The sequence below is a fragment of the Streptomyces sp. NPDC056161 genome, from assembly GCF_042268025.1.
Lineage (GTDB): Bacteria > Actinomycetota > Actinomycetes > Streptomycetales > Streptomycetaceae > Streptomyces.
The window spans coordinates 129,015-153,677 of record NZ_JBHJUV010000007.1 but is presented as its reverse complement, the minus strand read 5'-3'; the positions used below and the strand labels follow the sequence as shown (position 1 = coordinate 153,677).

Here is a 24,663-nt window from a genome sequence, read left to right as displayed (position 1 = left end):
GCGGCGCTGCGGCGCGCCCGGCGTACATCCCGCATTCCGGATAATGATCGTCCTGTTGTCAGTGCGGCCCGGTACGCTCGAAAGCACGATGACAGAGGACCTCTCACCGGCCGAGCGGTATGCGGCAGCCCGCAGGCGTGCTGCCGAGCAGGCCACCGCGCTCGCCTCCTTCCGCGAGATGTACGACTTCGGCCTCGACCCCTTCCAGATCGAGGCGTGCCAGGCGCTTGAGGCCGGCAAGGGCGTGCTGGTGGCCGCCCCCACCGGCTCGGGCAAGACGATCGTGGGCGAGTTCGCCGTCCATCTCGCCCTGCAACAGGGCCGGAAGTGCTTCTACACGACACCCATCAAGGCGCTGTCGAACCAGAAGTACGCCGACCTGTGCCGCCGCTACGGCGCGGACAAGGTCGGCCTCCTCACCGGCGACAACAGCGTCAACTCCGACGCCCCGGTGGTCGTGATGACCACCGAGGTGCTGCGGAACATGCTGTACGCGGGCTCCCGGACCCTTCTCGGCCTGGGCCATGTGGTCATGGACGAGGTGCACTACCTCTCCGACCGCTTCCGCGGCGCCGTGTGGGAGGAGGTCATCATCCACCTGCCCGAGTCCGTCACCCTCGTCTCGCTGTCGGCCACCGTGTCCAACGCGGAGGAGTTCGGCGACTGGCTGGACACCGTCCGCGGTGACACCGAGGTCATCGTCTCCGAGCACCGGCCGGTGCCGCTGTTCCAGCACGTGCTCGCCGGACGCCGGATGTACGACCTGTTCGAGGAGGGCGACGGCCACAAGAGGGCGGTCAATCCCGACCTCGTCCGGCTCGCCCGTACGGAGGCCGGCCGGCCGTCCTACCAGGACCGCAGACGCGGCCGGGCGATGCGCGAGGCGGACCGCGAGCGCGAGCGGCGGCAGCGTTCCCGACTGTGGACCCCGGGCCGCCCCGAGGTCATCGAGCGGCTGGACTCCGAGGGCCTGCTGCCCGCGATCACCTTCATCTTCAGCCGCGCCGCCTGCGAGTCCGCCGTCCAGCAGTGCCTGCACGCGGGACTGCGGCTCAACGACGACGAGGCCCGGCAGCGGGTGCACGACCTCGTCGAGGAGCGCACCGCCTCCATCCCCCGCGAGGACCTGCACGTCCTCGGCTACTACGAATGGCTGGAGGGCCTGGAACGCGGCATCGCCGCCCACCACGCGGGCATGCTCCCGACCTTCAAGGAAGTCGTCGAAGAACTGTTCGTACGCGGTCTGGTGAAGGCCGTCTTCGCCACCGAGACCCTTGCGCTCGGTATCAACATGCCCGCGCGGTCGGTGGTGCTGGAGAAACTCGTCAAGTGGAACGGCGAGCAGCACGCCGACATCACCCCAGGCGAGTACACACAGCTCACCGGCCGGGCGGGGCGCCGTGGCATCGATGTCGAGGGTCACGCGGTCGTGCTGTGGCAGCGGGGCATGAGCCCCGAGCACCTCGCGGGTCTGGCGGGCACCCGTACCTATCCGCTGCGCTCCAGCTTCAAGCCGTCGTACAACATGGCGGTCAACCTGGTCGACCAGTTCGGGCGGCACCGCTCGCGCGAACTGCTGGAGACGTCCTTCGCGCAGTTCCAGGCGGACCGGTCGGTCGTCGGTATCTCCCGGCAGGTGCAGCGCAACGAGGAAGGACTCGCGGGCTACAAGGAGTCCATGATCTGCCACCTCGGCGACTTCGAGGAGTACGCGCGGCTGCGCCGCGAACTGAAGGACCGGGAGACCGAACTGGCCCGGCAGGGCGCCACCCAGCGGCGCGCGGAGGCGTCCGTCGCGCTGGAGAAGCTCAGGCCCGGAGACGTCATCCACGTGCCGACCGGCAAGTACGCGGGCCTGGCCCTGGTCCTCGACCCGGGTCTGCCCGCCGGGCGCTCGGGCGGCCACCGCGGCGTCGAGTACCACGACGGGCCGCGCCCGCTGGTCCTCACCGTCGAGCGGCAGGTCAAACGGCTGGCGTCGATCGACTTCCCGGTGCCGGTGGAGCCGCTCGAACGGATGCGTATCCCGAAGACGTTCAACCCGCGCTCCCCGCAGTCCCGCCGGGACCTCGCCTCCGCGCTGCGCAGCAGGGCCGGGCACATCCCGCCGGAGCGGCACCGCAAGAAGCGGTCGCAGGCCGCCGACGACCGGGAGATCGCCCGGCTGCGCACCGCGATCCGCGCCCACCCCTGCCACGGCTGCAACGACCGTGAGGACCACGCCCGTTGGGCCGAGCGCTACCACCGGCTGCTGCGTGACACCTCGCAGCTGGAGCGCCGTATCGAGGGGCGTACGAACACGATCGCGCGGACCTTCGACCGGATCGTGGCGCTGCTGACCGAACTCGACTACCTGCGCGGCGACGAGGTCACCGACGACGGCAAGCGCCTCGCCCGGCTGTACGGCGAGCTGGACCTGCTGGCCAGCGAGTGCCTGCGCGAGGGGGTCTGGGAGGGACTGGGCCCCGCGGAACTCGCGGCCTGCGTCTCGGCGTTGGTGTACGAGTCGCGCGTCGGTGACGACGCGCTGTCGCCGCGGGTGCCCTCGGGCCGGGCGAAGGCCGCGCTCGGTGAGATGGTGCGGATCTGGGGTCGGCTCGACGGCCTGGAGGAGGAGTTCCGGATCACCCAGAGCGAGGGGGTGGGACAGCGCGAGCCCGACCTCGGTTTCGCCTGGGCCGCCTATATGTGGGCCTCCGGTACGGGCCTCGACGAGGTGTTGCGCGAGGCGGAGATGCCGGCGGGTGACTTCGTGCGGTGGTGCAAGCAGGTCATCGATGTCCTCGGCCAGATCTCGGCGGCTGCTCCTGCGGAGGGCTCGACGGTGGCCAAGAGTGCGCGTAAGGCGGTTGACCAGTTGCTGCGGGGGGTTGTGGCGTACTCGTCCGTGGGGTGACGGGTCCCTCCGGGGGTGCGGGGTGGTTTGCGCAGTTCCCCGCGCCCCTGGGGATGGGGTGAGTGTTGTTGTGTGGGCGCGGGGCGGTGGGGGTGTTTGCGCAGTTCCCCGCGCCCCTAGGAGGGGGGTGGGTGGTCGGGGCGTGAGGTGGGTGCGGGTGGGTGGGGGCTGGTCGCGCAGTTCCCCGCGCCCCTTTTAGGTGGGTGGGGGCTTGGCGTGCACGTTCTCGTGCTCCTTTGCGGTGGCGGGGCGCTGGTCGCGTAGTTCCCCGCGCCCCCTTGGGGTGGGTGGTCTCTCCGGGCCGGTCAGGGTGGTGGGGTTTCGTATGCCTGCGTGTGCTCACTCCTTGTGTTCGGGTGAGTTCGCAGCGTGCAAATGAGGTTGAGGGTACTCCTGTCCCGCGGGGGATTTCAGGCGGTTGCTGAATATGACACGGCGTTGATCCGGTCGGACTAAGCTCGCCCGCGGCGCACCGAGTTGAGGTAATTCGTGCGCTTGTTCCCAATGGTACGGAAGATCCCGGATAGTTCCATGACTCTTCCCCCCGAAAGCTCCCCCGACACCCAGCCGATTTTCAGAGGGCATACATGGTGAGTGTGCAATCGCCTCCCGGTGGCCGTGAACTTCCCCCAGCGTTGACACTGCTGCTGCCGGCCATACTGATGGCCGCGGCGACCGGAGCCGCCGTCGCCCTGGTGACGGGGCCGGCCCGGACCGCCGTCGGCTGGTGCGGAGCCGTCGCCACCGTGCTGGTGACCGCGACGGCGGCAGAAGCGGTACGGCGCGGGCGCCACCTCCGCGCCGCACGGGCCGAACACGCCCGTCACGCCGCGCACTTGGAGCGGCGCATCGCCGCACACGACGAGGAGATCGTCCGGCTCGCCAGGGACATCGTCCCCACCGCGCTGTACCGGCTGCGCCACGGAGAATCCCCCCACGAGGTGATCCACTCCGTCCTCGACGCCGACCCCGACCTCCGGCACCTCCCCGAATCGCAGCGCGACCTGCTGCGTCTCGTGCTCAAGGTGGTGGACGCCGAGGAGTCCATGCGCGACGCGGCGCAGCGCTCCTTCGTCAACATCGCGCAGCGCGTGCAGGCCATCGTCCACCAGCAGGCCAAGGAACTCCGGGAGATGGAGGAGGACCACGGCCGCAACCCCGAGGTCTTCGACGACCTGCTGCGCATCGACCACGGCACCGCGCTGATCGGCCGGCTCGCCGACTCGATCTCCGTGCTCGGCGGCGGCCGCCCCGGCCGCCAGTGGCCCAACCCGGTGGCCCTCTACAGTGTGCTGCGCGGCGCCATGTCCCGGATCCTGGAGTACCGGCGCATCGAACTGGCCTCCATCGCGAAGGTCAACATCAAGGGCACCTGCGTCGAGCCGGTCATCCACGCCGCCGCCGAACTCCTCGACAACGCCACCCGCTACTCACCACCGCAGACCAAGGTCCACGTGACCGCGGTCGAGGTGCAGACCGGCGTCGCCATCGAGATCGAGGACGGCGGCGTCAGCCTCAGCGAGGAGGCCCGCGCACGGGTCGAGGGCATGCTGGAGCGCGCCAAGGCCGGCGTCGACCTGGAGGACCTCGGCGAGAGCCCGCGCCTGGGCCTGGCCGTCGTCGGCCGGCTCTGCTCGACGTACGACATGCAGGTCTCGCTGCGTGCCTCGGCGTACGGCGGGGTCCGGGCCGTGCTCATCGTGCCGAGCAACATGATGACGACCGAGCCCGCACCCGGACTCGCCCACGGCATCGGCGCCACCGCGGTGCCCAAGGCCGAACTCGGCGCCCTGGAGGGTCCCAAGCGCCCGCCCAAGAAGCGCCGTCCCACCAGCCCGCGCATCCCCGCCGGGATCTCGATGGAGGACGACGTACCCGAGGTCACCGAGTGGACGGCGAACGGCCTGCCGCAGCGCCGCAGCAAGGTGAAGGTCCCGCTCAGCCAGCGGCTCGCCGAGGAGGCCGCCATCGAACGGGCGGAGCGCGAGGGCAGGCCGACCATCTGGTCCCAGCCCAGGCCCGAGCCCGAGGCGGACCCCGAGCGCGAGAAGTTGAAGAACCGGGAACCCGGACTGTGGGTGGAAGCCTTCTGGGAGGGGCTGAAGAAGGACAACGAAGGCGTCCACCCCACCGACTTCACGCGCAACCCGACCGCATACCTGCATCTGATCGACAAACCGGCCCACAGCGAGGCCGACGACGAGGGGGACCTCAAGTGATCCAGCAGCGAGCCAACTTCGACTGGATGCTCAAGGAACTCGCCGACGGCGTACCAGGCATCGAGATGATCGTGGTGCTCTCGGCCGACGGGCTGCGCATCGCCCGCCACGGCGGCGAACCCGACTCCGCCGACCGGCTCGCCGCGGCCTGCGCGGGCGTACAGAGCCTGGCGGGCGCCGTGGCCCAGGAACTCCCGGGCAGCAGCGGCGAGATGAAACTCGTCGTCATCGAGATCGACGGCGGCTACTTCTACCTCATGGCCGCGGGGGCCAACGCCTACCTGGCCGTCCTCGCCGACGTGGTCTGCGAACCCGGCCGGATGAGCAACCGGATGCGCGACCTCGTCGTCCGGATCGGCGCCCACCTGACGAGCCCGCCCCGGCGCAACGGGCAGACCGTATGACTCCTCCGCGACGCAAACGGCGCCGGCCACAGCAGGAACCGCCGCCGACCCCCAGACCGGCCGCTGGCGCCGACGGCGGCGAACAGGGCCGGTCGAAGAATCCCGAGCGGCTGTACGTGATCACCGGTGCCGCTGACGGCGGCCGCGCCGAACTCGATCTGGTGACCCTGATCGTGGCGCGCTCCGACCCGCCGCCGTCCGTCCCGCCGGAGCAGGCCACGCTGCTCCGGTTGTGCACCGCCCCCTTGTCGGTGGCCGAACTCTCGGCCTATCTCAGCCTTCCGTTCAGCGCGATGACCGTACTGATCACCGAGCTGATCACGGACGGACTGGTGCAGGCGCGCGCGCCGATCGCCCGCCAGGCGCGCCCTGACCGGTCACTCCTCGAAGCGGTGATGCATGGACTTCAAAAGCTCTGACACCATCCCCGGCCCGCGCACCGAGGACCATCTCCCGCAGACCGCTCAGGCCGCGGTGAAGATCGTCATCGTGGGCGGTTTCGGCGTCGGCAAGACGACCATGGTCGGGTCGGTCAGCGAGATCAGACCGCTGACCACCGAGGAGACCATGACGCAGGCCGGCGTCGGTGTCGACGACAACTACGGCTCCGACTCCAAGACGGCCACGACCGTCGCGATGGACTTCGGCCGGATCAGCATCACCGAGAAGCTGGTGCTGTACCTCTTCGGCACGCCTGGCCAGGAACGCTTCTGGTTCCTGTGGAACGGGCTGTTCGAGGGGGCCCTCGGCGCGGTCGTGCTCGTCGACACCCGGCGCCTGGAGGTCAGCTTCGACGTCATAGGGCGTCTGGAGGAACGCGGCGTGCCCTTCGTCGTCGCCATCAACTCCTTTCCGGACGCGCCCCGTTACCCGATGGAGGAACTGCGCACGGCGCTCGACCTCCCCCCGGAGATCCCCCTCGTGGAGTGCGACGTGCGCCGCCGGGCCTCCAGCCGCGACGTGCTGATGACCCTGATGCGGTTCCTGCACTCGCTCGCCATGACCGGTGCGCTCACCTGAACCGCACCGGCCGATCCCCTGACATCCCGTCATCTCCGGCCCGTCATCTCCGGCCCGTCATCTCCGGCCCGTTATCTCCGGCCCCGTTATTCCGACCCCGTTACCTCGGATCCACTTCAGTTTCGGAGCGACCACTGTGACGCCTGAACCCCACTCCCTCACCGGCACGGACGATCCCGCGCCCGCCCCGCCGCCCGGCTGCCCGGCGCACACCCCGGGTTCCGGAGGGCTGCACCGGCTCTACGGCCCCGGGACGGAGGACCTGGGCGGGCTGTACGAGAAGCTGCGCGAGAACCACGGTCCCGTGGCACCCGTGCTGCTCCACGACGACGTACCGATGTGGGTGGTCCTCGGTCACGCGGAGAACATGCACATGGTGCGCACCCCCTCGCAGTACACCCGGGACAGCCGCATCTGGAACCCGCTCCTTGAGGGCATGGTCAAGCCCGACCACCCGCTGATGCCGCACATCGCCTGGCAGCCGATCTGTTCGCACGCCGAGGGCGACGAGCACCAGCGGCTGCGGGCTGCGGTCACCGGCGCCATGTCGACCATCGACCACCGCGGCATCCGCCGCCACATCGGCCGCTACACCCAGCGCCTGGTGAACGAGTTCTGCGAGCAGGGCCGGGCCGATCTGGTCTCCCAGTTCGCCGAGCCGCTGCCGATGGCCGTGATGTGCGAGATCCTCGGCATGCCCCAGGAGTACAACGAGCGCATGGTGCAGGCCGCCCGTGACGCGCTCAAGGGCTCCGAGACCGCGATCGCCAGCCACCAGTACGTGATGGACGCGCTCAGCGCACTGACCGTCCGCCGCCGGGCCCGCCCGGAGGAGGACTTCACCAGCCATCTCATCGCCCATCCGGCCGGGCTGACCGACGACGAGGTCAGGGAACACCTGCGCCTGGTGCTGTTCGCCGCCTACGAGACCACCGCCAACCTGCTCGGCAACGCGCTGCGCATGGTACTCACCGAGCCGGGCTTCCGTGCCCAGCTCAACGGCGGCCAGATGACGGTGCCGGAGGCGGTCGAGCAGTCCCTGTGGGACGAGCCGCCCTTCAGCACCGTCTTCGCCTACTTCGCCAAGCAGGACACGGAGCTGGGCGGCCAGCGCATCCGGCAGGGCGACGGGCTGCTGTTCGCGCCGGCCCCGGGGAACATCGATCCCCGGGTACGGCCCGACCTGACCGCCAGCATGCAGGGCAACCGCTCGCACCTCGCCTTCGGCGGCGGCCCGCACGAGTGTCCGGGTCAGGACATCGGGCGGGCCATCGCCGACGTCGGCGTCGACGCGCTGCTGATGCGGCTGCCGGACGTCCAACTGGACTGCGAGGAGGACGAACTGGAGTGGGAGGAGTCGATCGCCTCCCGCCGTCTGGTGGCCCTTCCGGTGCGTTTCGAACCCAAGACGCAGCAGGACGTGAAGGCCATGCCGAGCCACGCGCCCATCCCGCCGCAGCGGGCCGGCTGGCAGATCGACACCGGCCGTCCGATTCCGGCACCCGCGCCCGTGCCGGCCGTCGAGCCCCTGGCGGCGGCCCCACAGCCCGTGGCGGCACCCGAGCCGCGCCGCCCGCGCGGCGTCTGGCAGCGGCTGCGCCGCTGGTGGCGCGGTCACTGACCCGCCTCGGCCGCCGATCCCACGGCGGTCAGTGGGCCGACGGGGGGCAGTGGGCCGACGGGGGTCAGCGAGTCGACAGGGGGCAGTGAGCCGGCGGAGGTCAGTGAGTCGGCGGAGGTCGGTGAGTCGGCGGAGGTCGCTGAGCTGGCGACGGCGGTCACGGAGCGACGGCAGTCACCGGGACGGTGGCGATCACCGGGCCGACGACGGTCACGGTCGGCCCGGTCCCGTCCCCGCCCACTCCTGGTACGCGGACCAGGCCGTGAGCACCCGCCCGCTGTGGAACCGGTGCTCGGTCCCGGTGACCGGATCGGTGAACTCCAGCCGCCGCGCGAGCAGTTGCAGCGGCCGGCGGAAGTCACCGGCCGGTTCGGGGTCGAGCACCACCGGGTACAGCGGATCACCGAGGATCGGCACGCCCAGCGCGTTCATGTGCACCCGCAGCTGATGGGTCTGCCCCGTGTGCGGGATCAGGCGGTAGCGGGCCGGTCCGCCGGGCCCCCGGTGCTCGGCCAGTTCGACCCGGGTGACCGCGTTCGGCTCGCCCGCGATCTGCCGTGCGGCCGGTGTCCCGCGCTCCTTCAGGATCCGGCTGCGCACCGTCCGGGGCAGGGCGAGCGAGGGATCGTACGGGGCGACGGCCTCGTACTCCTTGCGCACCAGCCGGTCGCGGAACAGCGACTGGTAGGCGCCGCGCTCCTCGGGCCGCACCGTGAACAGCACCAGACCGGCCGTCAGCCGGTCCAGCCGGTGCGCCGGGGACAGCGTGGGGACGCCCAGCTCCCGGCGCAGCCGTGCCAGTGCCGTCTCGGTGATGTGGCCGCCGCGCGGGGTGGTGGCGAGGAAGTGCGGTTTGTCGGCCACGACGAGATGCGCGTCGCGGTACACGACCTCCAGCGGGAAGGGCACGGGCACCTCGGCGGGCAGTTCCCGGTGGAACCAGACGTACATGCCGGGCACGTACGGATCGTCCGGGGCCACCGCCCGTCCGTCCGCCCCGACGATCCGGCCCGCCGCCAGCATCCCGTCGACCACGCCGGGCGGCGCCCCGGACAGCCGTGCCACGAGGTGCGCGCGTACCGTCTCCCAGGGTCCCTCGGCGGGCAGCCGCACCCGTACGGGATCGACGCCGTCGCGCTGGGGGAGGGGAGCGGGCGGGATCCGCGTCTTGCGTCTCATCACGGCCCAGCGTACGGGCGGGCGGTACGGGCGGGCGGCGGCGCGACGCGTGCGCCGGAGCGGCCGCCCTGCTTCCGTGCGCCCTTGCCGGGAATCCGAACGCGATACATCGTGTGTATTGACCTTCGCGATGCAGTCAAGATATGTTCGTCAACGGATATTCGGAAGCGAGGTGATCTGCCGTGGCCATGCGGCGCCGCAAGCTCAGCAACCCACTGGCGCTCGCCGTGCTGGCGACCCTCTGGCAGAAGCCGATGCATCCGTACGAGATCGCCCAGACCCTGCGCCGGCAGGGCAAGGACACCAGCACGAAGATCAATTACGGCTCGCTCTACACGGTCGTGCAGAACCTGCAGAAGCACGGGTTCGTCGAGGTCACCGACGTGGAGCGGCAGGGCAACCGCCCCGAGCGGACCATCTACGGCCTCACCGATGCCGGACGCGGGGAGCTGACCGAGTGGATGGCCGATCTGCTGGCCGTCCCGGTCAAGGAGTTCCCGATCTTCGAGACCGTACTGTCGCTGATCGGCGTCCTGCCGCCCGACGAAGTGGTGCGGCTCCTGGAGGAGCGGCTCAGCGCCCTGGAGGTCAAGGCGGCGAGCGGACGCGGAGCGCTGGCCAAGCTGTACGAGACGCTGCCCCGGCTCTTTCTGGTGGAGACCGAGTACCAACTGCACATGCTGGAGGCGCAGGCGGAGTGGGTGCGCGGCTTCCTCGACGAGATCCGGAAGGGCTCACTGCCCGGGGTCGAGGCATGGCGGCAGTTCCATGAGACAGGTGAGATCCCGCCCGTATTCCGGGAGCCGGACGACTGGGAGGCACCCGAGACCGAGACGTGATCCAGAACCGAGAAAACCCCGGCGGCGCTGTTGCAGCAGCCCCGCCGGGGTCTCGAACCCCGAGCTGACTCCGCCGTCGCGACGGCTCCAGGCGATCGAGGTGCGGCACACCCAGGATAGCCCGGCGCCCGGCACGTGGATCAGCTGTCATTCACTCGCTCACGAGGAGAGCAGCCATCATGAACACCCGTGCGCCCGCGGTGCAGGCGCGCCAGCTGATCAAGACCTACCCGGGTGACGTCACCGCGCTGCGCGGCCTGGACGTCACCGTCGAGCCGGGCACCGTCTTCGGCCTCCTCGGCCCGAACGGGGCCGGGAAGTCCACCACCGTCAAGATCCTCACCACCCTGGCCCGTCCCGACTCGGGCACGGCCACCGTCGCCGGGCACGACGTGCTGCGCCACCCGGACCGGGTGCGCCGCGCGATCGGTGTGGTCGCCCAGAACTCCGGCGCCGACCCCGTCGCCACGGGCCGCGAGAACCTCCGGCTCCAGGGCCGGCTGCACGGGCTGCGCGGGCCCGGCCTCGACCGGCGGGTCGACGAGCTGCTGGAACGCCTCTCGCTCAGCGACGCCGCCCGCCGCCCGGTCAAGGGCTACTCCGGCGGCATGCGGCGCCGTCTCGACGTGGCCCTCGGCCTGGTGCACCGGCCCGAGGTGCTGTTCCTCGACGAGCCCACGACCGGCCTGGACCCCGAGGCCCGCACCGCGATGTGGGAGGAGATCGGCCGGCTGGCCGGCGACGAGGGCTTGACCATCCTGCTCACCACGCACTACCTGGAGGAGGCCGACCGGCTCGCCGAGCGCATCGCCATCGTCGACCGCGGCCGGGTCGTGGTGACCGGCACCCCCAACGGGCTCAAGGGCGAACTCCGCGGTGACGCCGTCCATGTGGAGCTGCGCGAGGCGGTCGGCGACGCCGGTCGTACGCTGCTCGCCGGCGCGCTCACCGGGCTGCCCGGCGTGCACGAGGCATTCGTCGACGGGCGCCGGGTCAGTGCCCGCGCCGCCGACGGGGCCGCCGCGATGCCCGCGCTGCTGGCCGCGCTCGAACGGGCCGGGGTGGCCGTCGCCTCGGCCACCGTGGCCCGCCCCTCCCTGGACGACGTCTATCTGCGCTACGCGGGCCGCCGGTACGCCGATGCCGAGTCCGCATCCGAGTCGGCCGCCCCCGCGCTCGCCGGAGGTGCGCGATGAGCAACGCGCTCACCCAGACCTGGTACATGACCCAGCGTCAGCTCATGGTGTTCGCGCGGCAGCCCGCGTACGCGATCATCACGCTGATCCAGCCGGTGATCTGGCTGTTCCTGTTCGGGAACCTCTTCAAGAAGGTCGTCGAACTGGGTGGCTTCGGCACCACCTCGTATCTGGACTACCTGGTGCCGGGCGTCGTCGTGATGAGCGCCCTCAGCTCCAACATGTGGGCGGGCATGGGCACGCTGGAGGAGATCCAGCGCGGCACCCTCGACCGCTTCCTGACCACACCGGTCAGCCGGGCCGCCCTGATGAACGGCAACGTCGTCAACAACGGCCTGGTCACCGCGTTCCAGTCGGTGGTCATCGTGCTGCTCGGACTGCTGGGCGGCGCCGACTACCCGGGCGGGATCGGCGGCATCGCGGTCCTGGTGCTCGCCTCGGTGCTGCTCGGCACGGTGTTCGGGGCGCTCTCCAACACCCTGGGCATGCTGGTGCGCGAGCGGGAGTCGATCATCGGCATCAACACCTTCCTGCTGCTGCCGCTGACCTTCCTTTCCTCCGCCTTCATGGCTCCGTCCCAGATGCCGTCCTGGATGCGGCACGTCGCCGACTTCAACCCGCTCGACTGGGCCATGGTGGCGGGCCGTTCGGCGATGTCCGCGGATCCCGACTGGGCGGACGTCGCCCTCCGCGGCGGGGCGCTGCTGGCACTGGCGCTGGCCGCGGTGTGGGTGTCGATCAGGACGTTCCGTGCGTATCAGCGGTCGGTCTGAGCCGACGCGGCGAGGGGCGCCGTAACGCGCGCGGCGGTGGGCGCCGTGATGGGCGCCGCGACGGGTGCGTAACGAGCGTGGCGACGGCGAACGGCGGGCGCGGCCGGTCGCGCAGAAGCCGACGTGACCGATGGGGGAGCGGGGCCGGCGTGCGCCGAAGGGGCGCCGCCGTGCCGGTGGGACGCGGCGGCTTCTCACGGTGCCGCCGGGCTCACGCGGCGGCGGCTCCCTCCTGCTCCGCCTCGACACGCGCGTTCCACTCCCGTTTGGACGCCTGCCAGCCGTCCTCGTTGTGCCCCAGCCGCCAGTAGCCGGAGATCGAGAGATCCTCGCGGGGGATCGCGTACTCGACCCGCAGCAGTCGGCGCAGCTCCTTCACGAAGCCCGCCTCACCGTGCACGAACGCGTGCACCCGGCCCGCCGGGAACTCCAGCGCCCGCACGGCCTCGACCAGGGCTTCGCCGACCGGCCGGTCCCCGCGGTGCACCCAGACGACCGGCACACCGGAGTCGATCTTCTGCTCCTCCTCCGGGCCGGAGATCTCGACGAAGGCATGGGCCCGGACCCCCTCCGGCAGCGTCTCCAGGGAACGGGCGATGGCGGGCAGGGCGCTCTCGTCACCGGCCAGCAGATGCCAGTCGGCGCCGGCGTCGGGCGCGTAGGCGCCACCGGGGCCCATGAACCGCACGGTCTCGCCGGGTCGTACGCGCAGCGCCCACGGACCGGCCAGGCCCTCGTCGCCGTGCACCACGAAGTCCAGGGTCAGCTCCCGCTGCGCGGGATCCCAGGCCCGCACCGTGTACGTCCGGGTCACCGGCCACTGATCGCGCGGGAACTCCGCCCGGATCCGCTCCATGTCGAAGGGCTCCGGATAGGTCACGCCCGCGGCCGGGAACAGCAGCTTCACATAGTGGTCGGTGCAGGTGTCGGCCTCGAAGCCGGCCAGCTCCGCCCCGCCGAGCACCACGCGTTGCATGTGGGGGCTCAGCCGTTCGGTGCGCACGACCTGCGCGGTATGGGGCTTGCGCGGCTTGCGGGCCGGACGTTCTGCCATGGCGACCTCCAATGCACGACCTTAGGTTTACCTAAGTTAGCATCACGGCCTGTGCGGCGGACAGAAACATCGACCGCCGCACGGGGACACCGTCCGCCGGGCGGGAGCCGGCCGGTCCGCCGGACGGGGCGGAGCGCCCGTCACGCGGCGAGCGTGGTGAGCAGCCGTTGCAGAGATCCGCCCAGTCCCCAGCGCGCCGCCAGCGCGTCCAGGCCCGCCGGGTCGCGCGGGGTGCGCGGCAGCGCCGTGTCGACGTCGGGGAGCGGCACGTCGGCGGCTACCCGGACGACCTTCGGGGCGACGGCGACGTAGGGCCGGGCCTCGGCCAGACGCCTGCGCTGTGCCGGGGTCAGCCGGGACCGCGGGTCGTCGACCGCCGCCATGATCCCGGCCAGGTCGCCGAACTCGGCGAGCAGTTTGGCCGCCGTCTTCTCGCCGATGCCCGGCACCCCCGGCAGTCCGTCGCTGGGATCGCCGCGCAGCAGCGCCAGGTCCACGTACCCCCGGCCGTCGACGCCGTACTTCTCGCGCAGCACGGCCTCGTCCGTGAGCTGGAGCGTGCCCACGCCCTTGATCGGGTACAGCACCCGCACCCCGCGGGCGTCGTCCACCAACTGGTACAGGTCGCGGTCGCCGGTGACGATGTCGACCGGTCCCGCGGCCCGCGCCGTGAACGTACCGATCACGTCGTCCGCCTCGTAGCGGGCGACGCCCACCCGTGCGATGCCGAGCGCGTCCAGGACGTCCTCGATGACCGGGACCTGCGGGGAGAGGGTGTCCGGCACCTCCTCCGCGTCCGGGCCCGCCGCGTGCTCCTCGGCGACCCGGTGCGCCTTGTAGGTGGGGATCAGCTCGACCCGCCACTTCGGCCGCCAGTCGGCGTCCATGCAGGCCACCAGGCGGTCGGGCCGGTGGTCCTTCACCAGCCGGTCGATGAAGTCCAGCAGCCCGCGCACGGCGTTCACCGGCGTGCCGTCCGGGGCTCTGACGGAGTCCGGCACACCGAAGTAGGCGCGGAAGTACAGCGAGGCGGTGTCGAGGAGCATCAGTCGTCCGGTCACGCTCCGCATCATGCCGTACGGCACCGACAGCCACCCCCGGGCGGCGCTCGCCCCCCACCCGTGAGCGACGGCGACGACCCGCACCCGCTGTATATGACCTGAATCACATAAAAGTTTGCCCGCCTCTACTCGGGGCAGGCGCGGCGTCTGTCCCATCCCCTGAGACGAGAGGTGCGCGTGACATCCAGGCTTGAGGCCGACCATCTGTACAAGGTGTTCGGAAGACGACCCGATCAGGCAGTGGAACGGCTTCGGCAGGGTGCCGCGCGGGAGGAGCTGCGCGCCGACGGCACCACGGCAGCCGTGATCGACGCCTCCTTCCAGGTGGCGCCCGGCGAGATCTTCGTGGTGATGGGACTGTCCGGTTCCGGGAAGTCCACGCTGCTGCGCATGCTGAACGGCCTGTCGGCGCCCACCGCGGGACGCGTCAGGTTCGACGGCCAGGACCTGACCACGCTGCCGGACCGCGAGCTGCGCGCGCTGCGCTCCCAGCGGATCAGCATGGTCTTCCAGCACTTCGCGCTGTTCCCGCACCGCAGCGTCCGCGACAACGCCGCCTACGGCCTGAGCGTGCAGGGCCTGCCCCGCGCCGAGCGCGAGCGCCGCGCCGACGAGGCGCTCGCCCTGTGCGGACTGGCCGGCTGGGAGGAGTCCTGGCCCGACGAGCTGTCCGGCGGGATGCAGCAGCGGGTGGGGCTGGCCCGCGCCCTGGCCACGGACGCCGACCTGCTGCTGATGGACGAGTCGTTCAGCGCGCTCGACCCGCTGATCCGCCGGGACATGCAGGACCAGTTGCTGCAACTCCAGCAGAGCCTGAAGAAGACGATCGTCTTCATCACCCACGACCTCAACGAGGCCATGCGCCTGGGTGACCGGATCGCCGTGATGCGCGACGGCCGGATCGTCCAGACAGGTACGGCACAGGAGATCCTGGTCCGCCCCGCCGACGACTACGTCGCCTCGTTCACCAAGGACGTCGACCGCTCCCGCGTGCTGACCGCCGCCGCCGTCATGGACACCGAACTCCGCGGCGACGAGGCCGACTGCGACTGCGAGACCGCCACGCCGCACACGCCGTTCTCGGAGCTGTGCGCGATCAGCGCCCGCCTGACCCACCCGGTCGCCGTCGTCGACGGCGACCGCACGCTCGTCGGAGTCGTCCCGCGCCAGCGCCTCGTCGGTTTCCTCGGCGACCAGCAGGGCGAGCCCGAGCCCTGTAGCAGTACGGGCCAAGGAGAGGGGGCCGCCCGTGCCTAGGATCCACTTCGGGGACTGGGTGGAGACCGCGGTCGACTGGTTGCAGTCCCACCTGACCTGGGTCTTCGACATCGTCAACGCCGTACTCGACGGCATGTACAGCGGTGTCGACACGGTCCTCGGCGGCGGTGAACCGCTGCTGGTGGCCGGCATCCTCGCCGTGATCGCCGCCTGGCTGCGCGGTCTGCTGCCCGGCGTCCTCGCCTTCGTGGGGCTCGCGCTCATCGACGCGCTCGGGCTGTGGGACGACGCGATGAACACCCTGTCCCTCGTGCTGGTGGCCGCGGTCATCACCGTCGTGATCGCCGTCCCGCTCGGTGTCCTGGCCGCGCGCAACCGGCGCGTCAGCGCCCAGCTGCGGCCGCTGCTCGACGTCATGCAGACCATGCCGGCGTTCATCTATCTCATCCCCGGCGTCATGTTCTTCGGCGTCGGTACGACCCCGGGCCTGCTCGCGACGATCATCTTCGCGATGCCGCCCGGCGTCCGCATGACCGAACTCGGCATCCGCCAGGTGGAGGGCGAACTCGTCGAGGCGGCCGAGGCGTTCGGCACCATGCCCCGCGACGTCCTGCTGCGGGTCCAGCTGCCGCTGGCCCTGCCGACCATCATGGCCGGCGTCAACCAGGTGATCATGCTGAGCCTGTCGATGGTGGTCATCGGCGGCATGGCCGGCGCGGGCGGCCTCGGTGAGCAGGTCTACTCGGCGATCACCCAGCTCAAGGTGGGTCTCGCGGCGGAGAGCGGGGTGGCCGTGGTCATCCTCGCGATGTACCTCGACCGCATGACCGGCGCCCTGAGCGAACGGGTGTCCCCGCTGGGCCGCCGCGCGGCGGCCAGGGCCGGCTCCCTGGCGGGGCGCGCCAGGTTCGCGCGCTACCGGCCGGCGGGCGCGGTCGCCGTCGTCGGTGTCGTCGTGCTCGCGCTGGTCGCCGGCGGTCTGAACCTGGCCGGTTCCGGCAAGGCCGAGGCGGGCTCCGCAGCCCGTCCCGGCAAGGACGCAGGCAAGACCGTCGACATGGGCTACTTCCCGTGGGACGAGGCCATCGCCAGCACCTTCCTCTGGGACAACATCCTGGAGGACCGCGGCTACAAGCCGAACCTCAAGCAGCTCGACCCGGGCCCGCTCTACAGCTCCCTCGCGCAGGGCCAGATGGACATCCAGCTGGACTCGTGGCTGCCGACGACGCACAAGGCGTACATGGACAAGTACGGGTCCCAGCTGGAGGACCTGGGGTCGTGGTACGGGCCGACCTCGTTGGAGCTGTCGGTGCCCTCGTACGTGAAGGGGATCGATTCGCTGGCCGATCTGAAGGGCCAGGGGAAGAAGTTCGGCGGGAAGATCATCGGCATCGAGGCGAGCGCCGGGGAGATGGCGACACTGAACAACAAGGTCCTGAAGGCGTACGGGCTCCAGGACGAGTACCAGGTGGTGTCGTCGAGCACGTCCGCGATGCTGGCGGAGCTGGACCGGTCGATCAAGAATCACCAGCCGGTGGTGGTCACCCTGTGGTCGCCGCACTGGGCGTACGGGAAGTACGACCTGAAGAAGCTCAAGGACCCCATGACCGCCTGGGGCCAGGGCGAGCGGATCCACATGGTGGGCAAGAAGACCTTCAGCCAGGACTTCCCGGAGTTCTCCGGCTGGCTGAAGAACTTCAAGCTGACCGAGGGCCAGCTCACCTCCCTGGAGGTCGCGATCCAGCAGGGCGGCGCCGGGAACGAGAAGGCGTCCGCACGGAAGTGGCTGGACGCCCAGCCGGGACTTGAGGACAAGCTGGCACCGGTGTCCTGAGGAGAAGCCGGCGCCGGTGTCCCGAGGACACCTGGCGTCGGCCGCCGCGTCGGGGGAGTGCGCCCAGCCACGACAAGGATCCGGCCAACCACAGAGCGCTACGGCCCTGTCCGAGCCTGTCCGAGCCCGTCCGGGCCCGCCCAGGCCAGTTCCGACGGCCGGCCGCGGGCCACGACCGCATCCGCGGCGGCCACCGGCCCGCCCCGCCGCCCGGCCGATCGCCGCCCGGAGCGGGCCCCGCCCGGATTCCGCCCGGCACACCCGCCCTGACCAGCGGCTCCACCGCACCTTCGGGACGCGGTGCACGGCCCGGGAACACTTGCGGCCGCCGGCGCATTGAAAAAGAGGGACGCGGTCCCGTGCTGAGACGGGGTCAGCGTCGCGCCACGAATCCGGGAGCTGGTCGCCATGGCGCCACCGTCCCGCGGTCGGCCGGTTCGGCCGGCGGCCCGCACGGCCACTGGCGCGAACCGTGATGGTCGTGCCTACCCGACGTGACATGGATGTGACGGCCGCATGAAATGGTTTGCCGAACCTGCGTAGGGTGCAGAGAACCCATCAGGGCGCAGGGGCCCGACGCAGGTCCCCGGCACGGCGGCACGACGAGCGAAGGAGGGAGCCGGAGCGATGGGCGACCACAAAGAACAACAGCCCGTCCGCGTGGGCGCGGCCGTCCGGCGGCGGCGTCGCGCGCTGGAGCTGACCCTCGCCGTCGTAGCGGAGCGCAGCGGCCTGTCGGTGCCCTTCCTCAGCCAGATCGAGAACGACCGGGCCCGCCCCAGCACGAGTTCCCTGGAAAAGGTCGCCGACGCGCTGCGCACCACGGCCGTCGAACTCCTCGCCGCGGCCGACCCGGCATGCAGCGTCGACGTCGTGCGCGGCGAGGCCGCCGAGGCGGACTTCACCCCCCGGGTGCGTTCGCTGGTGCGTGGTCACCATCAGTTGCACGCCTCCGAGTTCACCGGCGACCACGACGCGGGCCGCGAATTCCAGCACCGCAACGACGAGTTGCTGTACGTGGCCGACGGCGCCGTGGAGATAGAGGCGGAGGGCCGCGCCTACCGGCTGGGCCGCGGCGACACCCTCTACCTCACCGGCGGGGTGCGTCACCGCTGGCGGGCCACGGTGCCGGACACCCGGGTGGTCGTGGTCGCGGTGGCCGAGCACATCGAGGCCGTCCACGACCGGCCCCGCTGATGCGGGTCGTCTCCCTCGTACCCTCCCTCAGCGAGGCGGTCGCCGAGTCCGTACCCGGTGCCCTGGTCGGCGCCACCGACTGGTGCACCCACCCGGCGCAACTGTCGGTCACCCGTGTCGGCGGCACCAAGAACCCCCAGGTGGAGCGGATCGTCGCCCTCGCCCCGGACCTGGTGGTCGCCAACGAGGAGGAGAACCGCGCTCCCGATCTGGCGGCGCTGCGCGCGGCGGGCCTCACGGTGCTGGTCACCGAGGTGCGGAGCGTGCCGCAGGCGTTCCGGGAACTGGCCCGGGTGCTGACGGCGTGCGGGGCGACGGCACGGCCGCGGTGGCTGGACGAGGCGGAGGACGCCTGGTCGGCGCCGCCGACGGGAACGGCGCCGCGGACGGCGTCCGGGCAGCGGGCGAGGGCGGTGGTGCCGGTGTGGCGCCGGCCGTGGATGGTCCTCGGCCGGGACACCTTCGCGGGCGACGTCCTGGTCCGGCTGGGCGTGGACAACGTGTACGCCGGGCACCCCGACCGCTACCCGCGCGTCCCGCTGGACGAGTTGCGGGCCGCCGCCTGCGATCTCGTCGTACTGCCCGACGAGCCCTACCGCTTCACGGCCGACGACGGCCCCGAGGCGTTCCCCGGCCTGCCCTGCGCCCTGGTCAGCGGACGGCATCTGACGTGGTACGGGCCATCGCTCGCCGAGGCTCCGCGGGTGCTGTCCGAGGCGCTGCGAGCAGTTCGCCGCTGACCAGCCCGCGCACCGTGCCCACGGTGGCCGCCGCCCAGCAGGCGACCAGCAGTCCGTACAGGCCGAACGTGAGCCAGTCGTACGCGGCCAGTCCGGTGTGCCGGGCCAGCGCCGCGCTGCCGGTGACACAGGTGCCCACCGGGAAGGTGAACCCCCACCAGGTCATCGCGAACCGCATCCCGCGCCGCCGGGCCCGCACCACGTGCGCCGTCGCGAACGCCAGCCACAGCAGCGCGAACCCCATCACCGGAATCCCGTACAGGACGGCCAAGTCGGCCAGGCCGCGGTCGTACGGCGCCGGTACGACCCCGGGCGCCCGGTCCCCGAAGATCCCCACCGCGGTGGTGGACTGCCCGAGCGGCCCCAGCACCAGGAACAGCGTCGGGGTGAGCGCGAGGGGCAGCGGGCCCGCGAGGACCAGCCGGGCGAAGACGAGGGACAGCATCAGCAGGGTCATGAACAGGCTGAGCCCGAAGAGGGCGAAGCACCCGATGAGCAGGGTCTCCCTGGGCGGGCCCGGCGGCAGGTACGGCAGCAGCAGCGGGCCGAGCGCGGCGGACACCATGGGTGCGACGAGCGGCAGCAGCCACGCCGGGGTCACCTGTCCCAGCTCGGTGCGGTGGCGCACGGTCAGCAGGAACGGCACCGCCGTGGCCGTCACGAGTCCGACCGCTGTGCCGACGGTGAACAGCACGGCGTCCAGGGCCACGGCTCCCGGCGTCCCGAGCCACCCCCGCCCGACGGTGACGGCACCGCCGCCGACCGCGAGCAACGCCATGGACAGACAGCCGTAGAAGGGCGCGATCGCCGGGTCGAGGAGGTGGGTCCGGGCCTGGTCGCGGTGGTACGTCCAGTGCAGGGCGCGGGCGGTGAGGACGACCACCAGCAGCACCAGGGAGAGCGCCCACACGGCGGTGCAGACGGTGCGCAGGCCGTCGGTGAGACCCGGCAGCACGGCGCCGCCGGTGCCGACCGCCGATGTGCCCATGACGGCGGCGTACCAGTTGGGGCCGAGGTGGCGGACGGCCGGGACCCGGCGGAGGACGAGGGGCTGGACTGCGGTGACCATGGGTCCACCGTCCCGCGCGCCGGGAGCGCCGACCAGGGAGCACTCGTCTATGAGGGCATAAGCTGGTCTTATGAGCGAGGCGGAGGAGCGGCGCGGGGCGGGATCGCTGGCCCATCGGGTGCCGGATCTCGGCGCGTTGGAACTGCTGCTGGCGGTGGCCCGTACCGGCAGCCTCGGCGCGGCGGCCCGGGAGGTGGGCGTCACCCAGCCGGCGGCCAGCAGCCGGATCCGCTCCATGGAGCGCCAGCTCGGCGTGGCCCTGGTGGACCGCTCGCCGCGCGGCTCCCGGCTCACCGACGCCGGGGTGCTGGTGACGGACTGGGCGCGGCGGATCGTGGAGGCGGCGCAGGCTTTCGACGCGGGCGCGCACGCGCTGCGGGACCGCCGCGACTCGCGGCTGCGGGTGGCGGCCAGCATGACGATCGCCGAGTACCTGCTGCCGGGCTGGCTGCTGGCCCTGCGCGCCGAGCGGCCGGACACGGCGGTGTCCCTGCTGGCCGGGAACTCGGCGATGGTGGCCGAGCGGCTGCTCGCGGACCAAGCGGACCTGGGCTTCGTCGAAGGGCTCACGGTCCCCGCGGGGCTGGACTCCGCTGTCATCGCGCACGACCACCTGATCGTCGTCACCGCCCCCGCACACCCCTGGGCCCGCCGACGCGGCCCGCTGGCCGCGGACGAACTGGCCACCACCCCTCTGATCCTGCGGGAACGCGGTTCGGGCACCCGTCAGGTCCTGGACGCCGCCCTGGGCGGCCTGGCCCGCCCGCTGATCGAGCTGTCCTCCACCACGGCGGTCAAGGCCGCGGCGGTCGGCGGCGCCGGGCCCGCGGTCCTGAGCGAACTGGCGGTACGGGAGGAACTGGCACTGCGCCGCCTGGTGCGCATCCCCGTGCGGGAGACGTCCTTCGGCCGTGAGCTGCGCGCGGTGTGGCGCACGGGACACCGGCCGACGGGACCGGCACGGCAGCTGCTGTCGCTGACGCGGGGGTGAGCGGGGACCGGCCGACCGGCCTCGGACGGGTGCCGGTGGGCCGTTCCGGCCGACGGTCAGCCGGCCGCTCCGGGGTGGTCCGGCGGCCCGGCCGCCGCCTCCACCAGTGCCCGCATCACCCGTAGGTCCTCGCCCATCTCCGGATGCCACTGCACTCCCAGCACCCACCCGGCGGGTCCCGCGGGTTCGACCGCCTCCACCGTCCCGTCGGCCGCGTGCGCCGACGCCACGAGTCCGCCGCCGAGCCGGTCCACGGCCTGGTGGTGGTAGGTGGGTACGGAGCATTCGTCCGGGACGATGCCGGCGTACCGGGTGCCGGGCACCGGCTTGACGGGGTGCCGCCCGAAGATCCCCGGCACCTCCGCGTGCCCGTCCAGGTGCTGCACGAGTGTGCCGCCGAGGGCGACGTTCAGCAGCTGCATGCCGCGGCAGATCCCGAGCAGCGGTACGTCCGCCGCCAACGCGGCGTCGATCAGGGCGAGTTCCCAGGCGTCCCGGGCCCGGTCGGGCGGGCCGGTCCGCGGTCCGGGCGCGGCGCCGTAGCGGACCGGCTCGACGTCCGGGCCGCCCGCGATCACCAGCCCGTCCAGCCGCGCCACGGCGGCCGCGGCGTGCTCGGGCCCGTCCGGCGGCAGCAGCGCGGCCAGCCCGCCGGCCCGCTGCACCAGCCGCGGGTACCCGGCCGGCAGTAGCGATGCCTCCAGTTCCCACACCCCCCAGCGCGCCCGGGACTCCAGATACGTACTGACACCGATCAACGGCCTGCCCGCCATGGCCCCTCCTTCACTGCGCTAATGGCATGCTCACATACCTTTGCCGCGAACCGTGCGCCGGACAAGTCCCGCACCGGACGAGCCCCACGGGGACGGACCCGTGCCGGACAAGTCCCGCACCGAACGAGCCCGCCACCGCCGTGTCGTTCGCCGGTCGGATCCCCTTGGTCGGGTCCTCCGCCGGTCGGATCCCCTCGGTCGGGTCTTCCGCCGGTCGGATCCCCTCGGTCGGGTCTTCCGCCGGTCCGGCCTTCCACCGGTCGGGCCCGCCGCCGGTCAGCCCTCCGGCGGCCGACTCCTCCTGGGCCGAGCCCATCGCCCGCGCGGTCCGGACAGACGCAGCTCGGCCGGACGGCGCCCCGCAGCCGCCGGGCGGAGGGCCCGTCGGGCGGGCGGTCAGGCCAGGAACCCCCGCAGCAGTGCCGCCGTACCCGCACAGTGCTCCCGCATCGTCGCCCGCGCCGCGTCCGCGTCGCCGGCCAGGACCGCCTCGACCAGCGCCGTGTGCTGCCGCTGCGAATGCTCCAGGTTGCGGACCAGGAGCGGGATGCAGTCGAGCAGGTCGTTGACCGTCGCCCGGACCGCCGCGTACTGCGCGGCCAGCGTCGGCGAACCCGACAGCTCGGCCACGGTGAGGTGGAGCAGCGTGTCCAGCCGCCGGTACTCGGCCAGCGGCGCGTCGTGCGTGCGGGCCAGCGCCGTACGCAGCCGCTCGGACTGCCCGTCGGACAGCGCGTGCGCCGCGCACAGCCCGGCCGCGCCGACCTCCAGCACCTCCCGGAACCGCAGCACGTCGTCGAGGTCGACCCCGGCGAGGCGCCGCCGCAGCTCCGCCCCGCCGCTCGCATCGGCCCTGGGCAGTACGAACGTGCCGCCGTAGCGCCCGCGCCGGGACTCCACCAGGCCCTGGTCCTGGAGCACCTTGAGCACCTCGCGCAGCGTCACCCGGCTGATCCCGAGCCGCTCCGCCAGCTCGCGCTCGGCGGGCAGCCGCTCGCCGCCCGGCACCAGACCCAGCCGTACGACCTGGAGGATCTGCTCCAACGCCTCCTCGAAGCCGTTGCCCGCCCGCACCGGCCGCAGCACCGGCGCGAGCCGGTCGTCCGGCGTCCCCCGCCGCATGTCCCGCGCCATACGGCCGCGCCCCCTTCCCAACCAATGGTTCTCACCAATACCTTATGGCTACCGGCCGGCCGAAGAAGCCGAAGGAGGCTCTCCCGTGGCAGACCGCACACCCCCGCTCGCCGTCGAGGAACTGCACGCCCTCGTCGCGGGCGGTGAGATCGACACTGTCGTCCTGGCCTTCCCCGACATGCAAGGGCGGCTCCAGGGCAAGCGGTTCGCCGCCCGCTTCTTCCTCGACGAGGTCCTCCAGCACGGCACCGAGGGCTGCAACTACCTGCTCGCCGTGGACACCGAGATGAACACCGTCGACGGCTACGCCATGTCCTCCTGGGACCGCGGCTACGGCGACTTCGCCATGCACCCCGACCTGAGCACCCTGCGCCGCGTCCCGTGGCACCCGGGCACCGCGCTGGTCGTCGCCGACCTCGCCTGGGCGGACGGCTCGCCGGTGGTCGCCGCGCCCCGCCAGATCCTCCGCCGCCAGCTGGAGAAACTGGCCCGGCTCGGCTACACCGCCCAGGTCGGCACCGAGCTGGAGTTCATCGTCTTCAAGGACACCTACGAGCGGGCCTGGGACACGGGCTACCGCGGTCTGACCCCGGCCAACCAGTACAACGTCGACTACTCCATCCTCGGCACCGGCCGCATCGAGCCGCTGCTGCGCCGCCTGCGCAACGAGATGGCCGGCGCCGGCCTCACCGTCGAGTCGGCCAAGGGCGAGTGCAACCCCGGCCAGCACGAGATCGCCTTCCGCTACGACGAGGCCCTGGTCACCTGCGACCAGCACGCCGTCTACAAGACCGGCGCCAAGGAGATCGCCGCCCAGGAGGGCGTCTCGATCACCTTCATGGCCAAGTACAACGAGCGCGAGGGCAACTCCTGCCACATCCACCTCTCGCTCGCGGACACCGACGGCACCAACGCGATGGCCGGGCCCGAGGGCATGACCGAGGTCATGCGGCACTTCCTGGCCGGACAGCTGGCGGCGCTGCGCGACTTCGCCCTCCTCTACGCCCCCAACATCAACTCCTACAAGCGGTTCCAGCCCGGGTCGTTCGCCCCGACCGCCGTCGCCTGGGGCCACGACAACCGCACCTGCGCCCTGCGCGTCGTCGGCCACGGCCGCTCCCTGCGCTTCGAGAACCGGCTGCCCGGCGGCGACGTCAACCCGCACCTCGCGGTCGCCGGACTGGTCGCCGCCGGGCTGTACGGCATCGAACAGGAACTGGAGCTGCCCGAGCCCTGCCCGGGCAACGCCTACACCGCCGAGTACGAGCACGTCCCCACCACCCTGCGGGAGGCCGCCGCACGCTGGGCGGCCAGCCCCATCGCCCGAGCCGCCTTCGGCGACGAGGTCGTCGACCACTACCACAACCTGGCCCGCGTCGAACTGGACGCCTTCGACGCCGCCGTCACCGACTGGGAGCTGCGCCGCTCCTTCGAACGCATGTGAG

General features: G+C 72.0%; 21 protein-coding genes. 15 read left to right on the top strand and 6 right to left on the bottom strand.

Annotation, left to right across the window (positions count from 1 at the left end):
* Positions 1-43 precede the first annotated feature (43 nt).
* From ACFC09_RS09240 to ACFC09_RS09215, 6 genes are all read left to right on the top strand, one after another.
* On the top strand, positions 44-2,896 hold the full coding sequence (locus ACFC09_RS09240) for a DEAD/DEAH box helicase (RefSeq protein WP_376525253.1): 2,853 nt from the start codon (positions 44-46) through the stop codon (positions 2,894-2,896).
* A 587-nt stretch (positions 2,897-3,483) separates the two neighbouring features.
* Positions 3,484-5,115 (top strand): ATP-binding protein, encoded by a 1,632-nt coding sequence (locus tag ACFC09_RS09235; protein ID WP_376525251.1) that lies wholly within the window; start codon positions 3,484-3,486, stop codon positions 5,113-5,115.
* Positions 5,112-5,519, top strand: a complete 408-nt coding sequence (locus tag ACFC09_RS09230; protein ID WP_376525250.1) for a roadblock/LC7 domain-containing protein — start codon at positions 5,112-5,114, stop codon at positions 5,517-5,519. Before ACFC09_RS09235 ends, ACFC09_RS09230 begins: the two co-directional genes overlap by 4 nt.
* Positions 5,516-5,938 carry a DUF742 domain-containing protein gene (locus tag ACFC09_RS09225; RefSeq protein ID WP_376525249.1) on the top strand — a complete coding sequence of 141 codons (423 nt, stop codon included), beginning with the start codon at positions 5,516-5,518 and terminating at the stop codon, positions 5,936-5,938. Before ACFC09_RS09230 ends, ACFC09_RS09225 begins: the two co-directional genes overlap by 4 nt.
* Complete coding sequence (locus ACFC09_RS09220; protein WP_376525247.1) at positions 5,919-6,539, top strand: ATP/GTP-binding protein; 621 nt, start codon at positions 5,919-5,921, stop codon at positions 6,537-6,539. Before ACFC09_RS09225 ends, ACFC09_RS09220 begins: the two co-directional genes overlap by 20 nt.
* 136 nt (positions 6,540-6,675) lie before the next feature.
* Positions 6,676-8,160, top strand: a complete 1,485-nt coding sequence (locus ACFC09_RS09215) for a cytochrome P450 (protein ID WP_376525245.1) — start codon at positions 6,676-6,678, stop codon at positions 8,158-8,160.
* Positions 8,161-8,370: 210 nt separating this feature from the next.
* Here ACFC09_RS09215 and ACFC09_RS09210 read toward each other — a convergent pair whose 3' ends face one another.
* Positions 8,371-9,339: an RluA family pseudouridine synthase gene (locus ACFC09_RS09210; RefSeq protein ID WP_376525244.1), complete on the bottom strand. Its 969-nt coding sequence runs from the start codon at positions 9,337-9,339 to the stop codon at positions 8,371-8,373.
* Positions 9,340-9,521: 182 nt separating this feature from the next.
* Between ACFC09_RS09210 and ACFC09_RS09205 the strand changes: the two genes are divergently transcribed.
* From ACFC09_RS09205 to ACFC09_RS09195, 3 genes are all read left to right on the top strand, one after another.
* A complete protein-coding gene (locus tag ACFC09_RS09205; RefSeq protein ID WP_376525243.1) occupies positions 9,522-10,178 on the top strand; it encodes a PadR family transcriptional regulator in 657 nt (218 codons plus the stop codon).
* 179 nt (positions 10,179-10,357) lie between these two features.
* Positions 10,358-11,374, top strand: coding sequence for an ABC transporter ATP-binding protein (locus tag ACFC09_RS09200; RefSeq protein ID WP_376525241.1), 1,017 nt, complete (start codon positions 10,358-10,360; stop codon positions 11,372-11,374).
* Positions 11,371-12,147 (top strand): ABC transporter permease, encoded by a 777-nt coding sequence (locus ACFC09_RS09195; protein WP_376525239.1) that lies wholly within the window; start codon positions 11,371-11,373, stop codon positions 12,145-12,147. The genes ACFC09_RS09200 and ACFC09_RS09195 overlap by 4 nt, the downstream gene beginning before the upstream one ends.
* Before the next feature lie 211 nt (positions 12,148-12,358).
* Here the strand turns inward: ACFC09_RS09195 and ACFC09_RS09190 are convergent, their stop codons facing one another.
* Together ACFC09_RS09190 and ACFC09_RS09185 are read right to left on the bottom strand one after the other, a co-directional pair.
* Positions 12,359-13,201: a siderophore-interacting protein gene (locus tag ACFC09_RS09190; protein WP_376525237.1), complete on the bottom strand. Its 843-nt coding sequence runs from the start codon at positions 13,199-13,201 to the stop codon at positions 12,359-12,361.
* A gap of 140 nt (positions 13,202-13,341) precedes the next feature.
* Positions 13,342-14,271, bottom strand: coding sequence for a 5'-3' exonuclease H3TH domain-containing protein (locus ACFC09_RS09185; protein WP_376525373.1), 930 nt, complete (start codon positions 14,269-14,271; stop codon positions 13,342-13,344).
* 168 nt (positions 14,272-14,439) lie between these two features.
* Here ACFC09_RS09185 and ACFC09_RS09180 point away from each other — a divergent pair, with 168 nt between their 5' ends.
* From ACFC09_RS09180 to ACFC09_RS09165, 4 genes are all read left to right on the top strand, one after another.
* Positions 14,440-15,519 (top strand): glycine betaine/L-proline ABC transporter ATP-binding protein, encoded by a 1,080-nt coding sequence (locus ACFC09_RS09180; RefSeq protein WP_376525236.1) that lies wholly within the window; start codon positions 14,440-14,442, stop codon positions 15,517-15,519.
* Positions 15,512-17,314, top strand: a complete 1,803-nt coding sequence (locus ACFC09_RS09175; RefSeq protein ID WP_376525234.1) for an ABC transporter permease/substrate binding protein — start codon at positions 15,512-15,514, stop codon at positions 17,312-17,314. The genes ACFC09_RS09180 and ACFC09_RS09175 overlap by 8 nt, the downstream gene beginning before the upstream one ends.
* 627 nt (positions 17,315-17,941) lie before the next feature.
* A complete protein-coding gene (locus ACFC09_RS09170) occupies positions 17,942-18,511 on the top strand; it encodes a helix-turn-helix domain-containing protein (protein ID WP_376525232.1) in 570 nt (189 codons plus the stop codon).
* Positions 18,511-19,251, top strand: coding sequence for a helical backbone metal receptor (locus tag ACFC09_RS09165; RefSeq protein WP_376525230.1), 741 nt, complete (start codon positions 18,511-18,513; stop codon positions 19,249-19,251). Before ACFC09_RS09170 ends, ACFC09_RS09165 begins: the two co-directional genes overlap by 1 nt.
* Here ACFC09_RS09165 and ACFC09_RS09160 read toward each other — a convergent pair.
* Entirely contained in the window at positions 19,163-20,320 is a 1,158-nt protein-coding gene (locus tag ACFC09_RS09160; protein ID WP_376525229.1) for a TDT family transporter, read from the bottom strand. The two genes, ACFC09_RS09165 and ACFC09_RS09160, sit on opposite strands and share 89 nt — an antisense overlap.
* Positions 20,321-20,390: 70 nt before the next feature.
* On the opposite strand from ACFC09_RS09160, the gene ACFC09_RS09155 reads away from it, so the two are divergent.
* Positions 20,391-21,311 carry a LysR family transcriptional regulator gene (locus ACFC09_RS09155; RefSeq protein ID WP_376525228.1) on the top strand — a complete coding sequence of 307 codons (921 nt, stop codon included), beginning with the start codon at positions 20,391-20,393 and terminating at the stop codon, positions 21,309-21,311.
* Positions 21,312-21,367: 56 nt separating this feature from the next.
* Here ACFC09_RS09155 and ACFC09_RS09150 read toward each other — a convergent pair whose 3' ends face one another.
* Both ACFC09_RS09150 and ACFC09_RS09145 read right to left on the bottom strand, forming a co-directional pair.
* A complete protein-coding gene (locus tag ACFC09_RS09150) occupies positions 21,368-22,084 on the bottom strand; it encodes a gamma-glutamyl-gamma-aminobutyrate hydrolase family protein (protein ID WP_376525226.1) in 717 nt (238 codons plus the stop codon).
* 396 nt (positions 22,085-22,480) lie between these two features.
* Positions 22,481-23,218, bottom strand: coding sequence for a FadR/GntR family transcriptional regulator (locus ACFC09_RS09145; RefSeq protein WP_376525224.1), 738 nt, complete (start codon positions 23,216-23,218; stop codon positions 22,481-22,483).
* Between the two features lie 85 nt (positions 23,219-23,303).
* Between ACFC09_RS09145 and ACFC09_RS09140 the strand changes: the two genes are divergently transcribed.
* Positions 23,304-24,662, top strand: coding sequence for a glutamine synthetase family protein (locus tag ACFC09_RS09140; RefSeq protein WP_376525223.1), 1,359 nt, complete (start codon positions 23,304-23,306; stop codon positions 24,660-24,662).
* The last annotated feature ends 1 nt before the right edge of the window (position 24,663 follow it).